The sequence below is a fragment of the Achromobacter insuavis genome, from assembly GCF_902859645.1.
In the GTDB taxonomy this organism is placed as follows: Bacteria; Pseudomonadota; Gammaproteobacteria; order Burkholderiales; family Burkholderiaceae_B; genus Achromobacter; species Achromobacter insuavis.
The window spans coordinates 18,116-27,027 of sequence record NZ_CADIJR010000076.1; the positions used below are offsets into that span (position 1 = coordinate 18,116).

The following is an 8,912-nucleotide window of genomic DNA, read 5'->3' on the forward strand; positions in this document are numbered from 1 at the left end:
ATTCAAAACTCGTTCTGGATGTTCTTGTAGCCATGCACCAGCGCATTGTTGGTGCGCGCCACGTCTTCGGAAAACTCGCTGGCCGCGGCGGGCACCTGCGGCAGCGACGCCAGATCGGTGTCCGGGCCGATGCGCTCGGTCGATCGCACGTAGAAGCACGGCGGCAGGCGGACGCCATCGACCACCGCGTTGTAGCGCACCACGCAGCCGTCCTCGACCGTACAGTTGAACAACACGCTGTTGAAGCCGATGAACACGCCGTCGCCCACCGCGCAGGGGCCGTGCACGATGGCGCGGTGCGCGATCGACGTGCGCTGGCCGATGCGCACGCGCGCGCCCGACTTGGAATGGATCACCACGCCGTCCTGGATGTTGGAGTGCGCGCCGATCACGATCGGGTCGATGCGGCCCTGCGCGTCCATCTCGTCGGCGCGGATGACGGCATAGGGGCCGATGAAGACGTTTTCCTCCACGATGACCAGGCCGCAGAGAATGGCGGTGGGATCGACGAAGGCGCTGGGGTGGATCTGCGGCAGGTCGCCGCGCGGGTTCTTGCGGATCATGGGAGGCCTTGACGATGAGCCGGGTGCGTTTAAATGGAACGTTATAATATAACAATATTGATCGAAAGCGCCCGCTCAAAAAGCGCCGGAGATGGGGATGCAAACCTCGCCCATCCGTCATCCGCACGACCCGTGTCACCGGCGTGTCACGCATTTTCCGGGTACGATTACCGGTCGTGTAACTTCTGGAGCTCCTGATGGAGTGGCTGCTGGACCCCGCTGCGTGGGTCGGCTTGCTTACCCTGGTCGTCCTTGAGATCGTCCTGGGAATCGATAACCTGATTTTCATCGCCATCCTGGCGGACAAGCTGCCCCCGTCGCAACGCGACCGCGCGCGCATCCTTGGCCTCAGCCTGGCGCTCGTCATGCGGCTTGGCCTGTTGTCGGTCATGTCGTGGCTGGTCACCCTGACCACCCCCCTGTTTTCGGTCGGACCGCTGGCGCCCTCCGGGCGCGACCTGATCCTCATGGCCGGCGGTTTCTTCCTGCTGTTCAAGGGCACCATGGAGCTGCATGAGCGCCTGGAAGGCGGCCAGCATGGCGGCTCTTCCGGACCGCGCGTGTACGCCAGCTTCTGGGTCATCGTCACGCAGATCGTGGTGCTGGACGCGGTGTTCTCGCTGGACTCGGTCATCACCGCGGTCGGCATGGTGGACCACCTGGCCATCATGATGATCGCCGTGGTCATCGCCATCGGCATCATGCTGCTGGCCTCCAAGCCGCTGACGCGCTTCGTCAACGCCCACCCGACGGTGGTGGTGCTGTGCCTGGGCTTTTTGCTCATGATCGGCTTCTCGCTGCTGGCGGAGGCCTTCGGCTTCAAGGTGCCCAAGGGCTACCTGTACGCCGCCATCGGCTTCTCGGTGGCGATCGAGGCGTTGAATCAGCTGGCGCGCCGCAACCTGCTCAAGCTGGACGCGCGCCGTCCGATGCGCGAACGCACCGCCTCGGCGGTGCTGCGCATGCTGGGCAAGCGCCCGCCGGCCGACGAACCCGACCTGCCCAGCGCCGACGGCCCCGCCATCCCGGCCTTCGGCGTGGAAGAGCGCAACATGGTCAGCGGCGTGCTGACCCTGGCCGAACGCTCGATCCGCTCGATCATGACGCCGCGCACCGACGTGTCGTGGATCAACATCGACGACGACCCCGACACCATCCGGCGCCAGATCACCGAGGCGCCGCACAGCTTCTTCCCGGTCTGCCGCGGCTCGCTCGACGAGGTGCTGGGCATCGCCCGCGCCAAGGACCTGGTGGCGGACCTGATCACCGAGGGCCGGGTGCGCCGCAACCGCCTGCGCGACCCGATCATCGTGCACGAGGCGATCGGCATCCTGCGCCTGATGGACACCCTCAAGCGCTCGCGCGGCCAGCTGGTGCTGGTGGCCGACGAGTTCGGCGCCATCGAGGGCCTGGTGACGCCGATCGACGTGTTCGAGGCCATCGCCGGTGAATTCCCCGACGAGGACGAACTGCCGGACATCGTCGCCGACGGCCCCAACATCTGGAAGATTGACGGCGCGGCCGACCTGCACCATGTCGAACAGGTGCTGGAAACCGAGGGCCTGGTCGACGACGCGCAGGACTTCTCCACCCTGGCGGGCTACCTGCTGTCGCGCTTCGGCCACCTGCCCAAGCCGGGCGACGTCTGCGAATACGAGATCCACCACGACCATTTCCGCTTCGAAGTGCTGGAAATGGACGGTCGCCGCATTGCCCTGGTGCGCGTCGAGAAGCGCGCGCCCGAGCCGCTCGACGAAGACGCGTCGCTGACTCATGACTAGCCTCCGACATTGCCCCAAGGAACTCCGCCATCGTGACTGACACCACGCTCTATCTCATCAAGGCCTTCATCCTCGGCATCGTCGAGGGGCTGACCGAATTCATCCCGGTTTCCAGCACCGGCCACCTGATTTTGATCGGCGACTGGATCAACTTCGAGTCCAGCCAGGGCAAGGTGTTCGAGGTGGTGATCCAGCTGGGGTCGATCCTGGCGGTGATGTGGATCTTCCGCGCCCGGCTGCTGCAGCTGATCCGCGGCACGCTGACCGGCGTGGCGAGCGAGGTGGCCTTCACCCGCAACCTGCTGATCGCCTTCCTGCCGGCGGCGGTCATCGGCGCCATTTTCATCAAGTCCATCAAGCAGGTGTTCTACCACCCCGGCGTGGTGGTGGTGACGCTGGTGCTGGGCGGCCTGATCATGCTGTACGTGGAGCGCCGCACCCGCCACACCCCCGGGGACGTGCCGGGCGCGGCCGACGACACCGCCTCGGACGAGCGCGCCACCGCCCGCACCCTGGAACAGATCACCTGGAAGCAGGCGCTGGGCGTGGGCGTGGCGCAGTGCCTGGCCATGATCCCCGGCACCTCGCGCTCGGGCGCCACCATCATCGGCGGCATGATCGCCGGCATCCAGCGCAAGACGGCCACCGAGTTCTCGTTCTTCCTGGCCATGCCGACCATGCTGGGCGCGGCCGTGTACGACATGTACAAGAACATGGACCTGCTGACCCAGCACGACCTGTCCGGCATCGCCGTCGGCTTCGTGGCGGCCTTCCTGAGCGCCATCGTGGTGGTGCGCGCGGTGCTGCGCTTCGTCGCCAACCACACCTATCGCGTGTTCGCCTGGTACCGCATCGTGTTCGGCGCCATCGTGGCGGCCTGGATCTTCACCCGCTGAAGGGCGGGGCCCCGCCGCCGGGCGGGCAAAAAGAAAGGGCCGCGCATGACGCGGCCCTTTGCTTGGGGCGGACAGGACGGGCGCGCCGCCTAGTCGGCCGTTTCCAGGTCGTAGAACTCCAGTCCGTCGCGGTCGATGACCAGCCAGCCGCCGCGCGGCGGCGACACGTGGTCACAGTCCCAGTCCGGCAGCACCCAGCGTTCGCGTTTCGCGCCGTCGACCTCCAGCACGTGGCGGGCGGGGCGGTGCGTGTGGCCGTGCACCATCAGCGTGACGCCGTGGTCGCGGAAGGCCTGCTCGACGGCGCCGGCGTTGACGTCCATGATCTCCATGGACTTGGCCTGGTTGGCCATCTGGCTTTCGCCGCGGGCCTGCTGCGCCATCGCCAGGCGCTCGGGGATGGTCTTGGCCAGGAACTCGGCTTGCCATTGCGGGTTGCGCACCATCTGGCGGAACTGCTGGTAGGCAGCGTCGTCGGTACAGAACTCGTCGCCGTGGGTCAGCAGGATGTCGCCGTAGTCGGTCTGCAGCAGCGCCGGCTCGGGCAGCAGCCTGGCGCCCACCGCGGCGGCCAGCTCCTCGCCGATCAGGAAGTCGCGGTTGCCGCGGCCCAGCCACACCGGAATGCGGCCGGCCGTGGCGCGCAGCGCCGTCAGCGCCGTGGCCAGCCACGGCGGCGCGGCGCGGATCACGTCGTCGCCGATCCAGGCGTCGAAGATGTCGCCCGGCAGCAGCAGGGCGGCGGCTTCTTCCTCGGCCGCCTGCAGGAAGGCCAGGAAGGCCTCCGAGGTGGCCGGCGTGGCCGGCCCCAGGTGCAGGTCGGAGGCCAGCCAGATCGGACCGGACAGGACGATCTTATTCAAGAACTTCGGCCTTCTCGATGATCACGTCTTCGTTCGGCACGTTCTGGTGGAAGCCCTTGTTGCCGGTCTTCACGCCCTTGATCTTGTCGACCACGTCGGTGCCTTCGGTGACGCTGCCGAACACGGCGTAGCCCCAGCCGTTCGGCGTGGGCGCGGTGAAGTTCAGGAAGTCGTTGTTCGAGACGTTGATGAAGAACTGCGCGGTGGCCGAGTGCGGGTCGCTGGTGCGGGCCATCGCCAGGGTGTACTTGTCGTTCTTCAGGCCGTTGTTGGCCTCGTTCTCGATCGGGGCATGGGTCTGCTTCTGCTTCATGCCGGGCTCGAAACCGCCGCCCTGGATCATGAAGCCGTCGATCACGCGATGGAACACCGTGCCGTTGTAGAAGCCTTCCTTGACGTAGGTCAGGAAATTCTCGACGGTCTTGGGCGCCTTGGCGGCGTCCAGGGTGATGACCATGTCGCCTTGGTTGGTGTGAAGCTTGACGCGGGGATTGGTGCTCATGGCTTTTGTGCCTTCAGAGGTGGAGTTGGAGGGGGCGGCCGCGGGCGCGGCGCTGACGAGCGCCGGAGCAAACGCCAGCGCGAACGAGCACGCCGTCAGGCGCAGCAGGTGAAGAGGGGAGTAGCGAGACATCATTTGTGTTGCCTATCCTTCAGCATGGTTTCGACTTCGCGGGCCTTGTCCTGCATGCCCGGCACGCCTTCGCCGGCGGCCTGCTTGTAGGTGCGCAGGGCCTGCAGCAGTTGCAGGTCGCCCAGGTTGGCGCGCGCGGCGGCGTAGCCCGGGTCGGCGCGCAAGGCCATTTGCAGGGCGTCCTGCGCTTTTTCAAGTTCGCCCCGGCTGGCATATAGAGCCGCCAGGTTGTTCCAAGGTTCCGGCAGCTCGGGGAAGCGGGTCGTCATCTCGGTGTAGATGTCGATGGCCTCGGCCTTGCGGTCGAGCGCGGCCAGGGCGCGGGCGTGCTGGAACATCAGCTGCACGTCGGTGCCGCGCTGGTCCTTGATCTCGGCTTCGCGCTTTTCGATCATCGCCAGCGCCTCGGCGTTGTCGCCGCGGTTCAGCAGACGTTCGATGTGGGTGGTGATCTGCGAGGCGGACGGCTGCAGCCGCGTGTCAACGCTGGGTTGCACCGCCTTGAGCACGTTCGACAGGCCTTCCCAGCCGCCTTCGGGCGGGATGGGGTCGAGGGTGGTCCGGTTGGCGTTCGGGTTCTCGCCCGAGCCGCCGGCCATGGACTGGGCGTAGGCGCCGGCGAGCGGCGATCCGGCCAGGGCCAGGGCGAGCAGGGTGACGCAAAAACGCGGCTTGATAGTCACGTGGGCATCCGTTAAAAGTCGTGGCCGGCCGGCGCTGACGCGCGCGGCCGGGCCGCTTGCTATACTTGACGACCGCCATTTTAGCCTTGGTTGGGTTTTTGGCTCGACAATCGCTCGACAATAGGCGAAACCAATGAGTAAAACCCTCGGTTGGGGCGGACCCGTTGGTTGGAGCGGACCCGTTGGTTGGGGCGGACGCTGAGGGACGCGAATCCCGGGCGAACCCCGGGCAACATCCCGAGCCACCCCGACCAGGACGGCAAGTCCCGAAGGTATCGTCCTTCGGGCGCAACTTTTTCCGCGGTCGCCACGGAAAGAACAGGACCATCACAAGCGCCATGCTGCAAATCTACAACACGTTATCGCGTACCAAAGAACCGTTCAAGCCGGCCCAGGCCGGTCAGGTGCGCATGTACGTGTGTGGCATGACCGTGTATGACTTCTGCCACCTGGGCCATGCCCGCATGCTGGTGTCGTTCGATGTGGTGCAGCGCTGGCTGCGCGCCAGCGGCCTGGCGGTCGATTACGTGCGCAACATCACGGATATCGACGACAAGATCATCCGCCGCGCGGTCGAGACTGGCCGCCGCATCGGCGAGGTCACCGAGTTCTACATCGCCGCCATGCACGCCGACGAGCGCGCGCTGGGCGTGGACTCGCCCGACCGCGAGCCGCGCGCCACGCAGTACGTGGGCGAGATGCTGGACATCATCGGCAAGCTCGAACAGAAGGGCCTGGCCTACCAGGCCGACGACGGCGACGTGAACTACGCCGTGCGCGGCTTCGAGGGCTACGGCAAGCTGTCCGGCAAGACCCTCGACGACCTGCGCGCCGGCGAGCGCGTGGCGGTGGGCTCGGCCAAGCGCGACCCGCTCGACTTCGTGCTGTGGAAGTCGGCCAAGGAAGAAGAGCCGGCCGACACCAAGTGGGAATCGCCCTACGGCCTGGGCCGCCCGGGCTGGCACATCGAGTGCTCGGCCATGAGCAAGTCGCTGCTCGGCCTGCCGCTGGACATCCATGGCGGCGGTCCCGACCTGAAATTCCCCCACCACGAAAACGAGATCGCCCAGACCGAGGGCGCCTTCGGCGGCGTGCTGGCCAATATCTGGATGCATTGCGGCCCGCTGATGGTCGATTCGGACAAGATGTCCAAGTCGCTCGGCAACTTCCGCACCATCCGCCAGACCATCGCCCAGGGCGAGCCGGGGGCCGACGTGGCCGATTACCGCGTCAACCCGCGCGAAGCCGAGATGGTGCGCTTCTTCATCGTGCGCAACCACTACCGCAGCCCGCAGAACTACACGCCGGACAACCTGGTCGACGCCCAGAACGCGCTCGACCGCCTGTACCAGGCGCTGCAGAACGTGGCGGCCGACGACCAGGGCGTCGACTGGAACGAACCCCAGGCGCAGGCCTTCAAGGCCGCCATGGACGACGATTTCAACAGTTCGGGCGCGGTCGCGGCCCTGTTCGAGCTGGCCTCCGAGGCCAACCGCGGCAAGAGCGCCCGCAGCGCCGGCCAGCTCAAGGCCCTGGGCGGCCTGCTGGGCCTGCTGCAGCAGGATCCGGCGACCTACTTCCAGTCGGCCACCCGCTATTCGGCGGCCGGCATGGAGCAGGGCGCGCGCGCCGAACTCGACGCCGCCGCCATCCAGGCCCTGATCGACGCCCGCGCGGCCGCCAAGGCGGCGCGCGACTTCGCGGCGGCCGACCGCATCCGCGCCGAGCTGCGCGAGGCCGGTATCGAGCTCGATGACAAGCCGGGCGGCCTGACGCAGTGGCGTCGGGCCTGATCTCCTGGATACGCCAGACATGTCCATCGCAGATACCGACATTCCCAAGCCGGATTATTGGGAAGCCGCCGTCGCCCACCTGATGCGGCGCGACCGCATCCTGAAAAAGATCATTCCCCAGCACCCCGAGGTCTGGCTGACGTCGCGCGGCACGCCGTTCGTGACGCTGGCCCGCGCCATCATCGGCCAGCAGGTCTCGGCCAAGGCGGCCGATGCCGTCTGGGACAAGTTCCTGGAAGCCGCCGGCAAGCGTCCCACGCCGGTGGCGGTGCTGCGCGTCGGCCTGGAAGGCCTGCGCGCGGCCGGCCTGTCGCAGCGCAAGGCCGAATACGTGCTGGATCTGGCAGTGCATTTCGGCGAACGCCGGGTGCACCCCGAGAAATGGGCGGCCATGGACGACGAGGCCGTCATTTCGGAATTGACCGCCATCCGCGGCATCGGACGCTGGACGGCGGAGATGTTTTTGATTTTCAATCTGCAGCGGCCCGATGTTCTGCCGCTGGATGATCCTGGGTTGCTCAAGGCAATCTCGCTACACTATTTCAGCGGCGAGCCTGTCTCGCGCTTCGAGGCTCGCGAAGTCTCGTTGGCGTGGCAACCCTGGCGTACCGTGGCAACCTGGTATCTGTGGCGCAGTCTGGAACCGACGCCGGTCCAATACTGACGCAATCCAGGTCGCCCATCTACGGAACCACACTACATGCGCAATACATTTCTGGAATTTGAACAGCCGCTCGCCGAGCTTGAGAACAAGATCGAGCAGCTGCGCTATGTGCAGGCCGATTCGGCGGTGGACATCTCCGACGAGATCGGACGTCTGCAGCAGAAGAGCCAGTCGCTGGCCAAGGAAATCTACGCCAAGCTCACGCCTTGGCAGACGGCGCTGGTCGCCCGCCACCCCCAGCGTCCCTACACGCTGGACTACGTGCGCGAAATCTTCACCGACTTCCACGAACTGCACGGCGACCGCATGTACGCCGACGACCAGTCCATCGTGGGCGGCCTGGCGCGCTTCAACGGCTCGCCCTGCATGGTGATCGGCCACCAGAAGGGCCGCGACACCAAGGAGCGCGCCGCGCGCAACTTCGGCATGCCGCGTCCGGAAGGCTACCGCAAGGCCCTGCGCCTGATGCGCCTGGCCGAGAAGTTCGGCATTCCCGTGTTCACCTTCGTCGACACCCCGGGCGCCTATCCCGGCATCGGCGCCGAGGAGCGCGGCCAGTCCGAAGCCATCGGCCACAACCTGTACGCCATGGCCGAGCTGAAGGTGCCCGTGATCGTCACCATCATCGGTGAAGGCGGTTCGGGCGGCGCGCTGGCGATCGCCGTGGGCAACGCGGTGCTGATGCTGCAGTACGCCACCTACGCGGTGATCTCGCCCGAAGGCTGCGCCTCGATCCTGTGGCGCAGCGCCGACAAGGCGCCCGAGGCCGCCGAGGCGCTGGCCATCATCGCCCCGCGCCTGAAGGACCTGGGCCTGGTCGACCGCGTCATCAACGAACCCGTGGGCGGCGCGCACCGCGACCCGCGCGTCATGGCGCGCCTGCTGCGCCGCGCGCTGGGCGACGCCCTGCGCCAACTGCAGGGCCTGACGCCCGAGCAGCTCGTGGAACAGCGCGTGCAACGCGTGCTGTCCTACGGCGCCTTCCAGGAAGTGCGCGCCTGAGCGATGCGCGCGCGCCGGCCTGCGCCGGCGCCG

Annotated in this window: 9 protein-coding genes; 5 read left to right on the forward strand and 4 right to left on the reverse strand. The window is 66.9% G+C overall.

Annotated features, from left to right (window positions below):
* Nucleotides 1–2 precede the first annotated feature (2 nt).
* Nucleotides 3–563, reverse strand: coding sequence for a gamma carbonic anhydrase family protein (locus H0523_RS26155; RefSeq protein ID WP_054431509.1), 561 nt, complete (start codon nt 561–563; stop codon nt 3–5).
* Nucleotides 564–760: 197 nt separating this feature from the next.
* Between H0523_RS26155 and H0523_RS26160 the strand changes: the two genes are divergently transcribed.
* Both H0523_RS26160 and H0523_RS26165 read left to right on the forward strand, forming a co-directional pair.
* Nucleotides 761–2,344 (forward strand): TerC family protein, encoded by a 1,584-nt coding sequence (locus tag H0523_RS26160; protein WP_054431508.1) that lies wholly within the window; start codon nt 761–763, stop codon nt 2,342–2,344.
* Between the two features lie 32 nt (nt 2,345–2,376).
* Nucleotides 2,377–3,240: an undecaprenyl-diphosphate phosphatase gene (locus tag H0523_RS26165; RefSeq protein ID WP_054431507.1), complete on the forward strand. Its 864-nt coding sequence runs from the start codon at nt 2,377–2,379 to the stop codon at nt 3,238–3,240.
* Nucleotides 3,241–3,329: 89 nt separating this feature from the next.
* Here the strand turns inward: H0523_RS26165 and H0523_RS26170 are convergent, their stop codons facing one another.
* From H0523_RS26170 to H0523_RS26180, 3 genes are all read right to left on the reverse strand, one after another.
* The gene (locus H0523_RS26170) at nt 3,330–4,103 is read right to left on the reverse strand and encodes a UDP-2,3-diacylglucosamine diphosphatase (protein WP_054431506.1); all 774 of its coding nucleotides are present in this window, start codon (nt 4,101–4,103) and stop codon (nt 3,330–3,332) included.
* Nucleotides 4,096–4,605, reverse strand: a complete 510-nt coding sequence (locus tag H0523_RS26175; RefSeq protein ID WP_026382011.1) for a peptidylprolyl isomerase — start codon at nt 4,603–4,605, stop codon at nt 4,096–4,098. The genes H0523_RS26170 and H0523_RS26175 overlap by 8 nt, the downstream gene beginning before the upstream one ends.
* Before the next feature lie 131 nt (nt 4,606–4,736).
* Complete coding sequence (locus H0523_RS26180; protein WP_054431505.1) at nt 4,737–5,420, reverse strand: tetratricopeptide repeat protein; 684 nt, start codon at nt 5,418–5,420, stop codon at nt 4,737–4,739.
* Nucleotides 5,421–5,758: 338 nt separating this feature from the next.
* Between H0523_RS26180 and cysS the strand changes: the two genes are divergently transcribed.
* The 3 genes from cysS to H0523_RS26195 are packed head-to-tail and all read left to right on the forward strand — an operon-like array spanning nt 5,759 to nt 8,879.
* Nucleotides 5,759–7,213, forward strand: a complete 1,455-nt coding sequence (gene cysS / locus H0523_RS26185; protein ID WP_054431504.1) for a cysteine--tRNA ligase — start codon at nt 5,759–5,761, stop codon at nt 7,211–7,213.
* A 19-nt stretch (nt 7,214–7,232) separates the two neighbouring features.
* Entirely contained in the window at nt 7,233–7,877 is a 645-nt protein-coding gene (locus H0523_RS26190; RefSeq protein ID WP_006390361.1) for a DNA-3-methyladenine glycosylase family protein, read from the forward strand.
* Between the two features lie 36 nt (nt 7,878–7,913).
* Nucleotides 7,914–8,879, forward strand: coding sequence for an acetyl-CoA carboxylase carboxyltransferase subunit alpha (locus H0523_RS26195; RefSeq protein ID WP_006390360.1), 966 nt, complete (start codon nt 7,914–7,916; stop codon nt 8,877–8,879).
* The last annotated feature ends 33 nt before the right edge of the window (nt 8,880–8,912 follow it).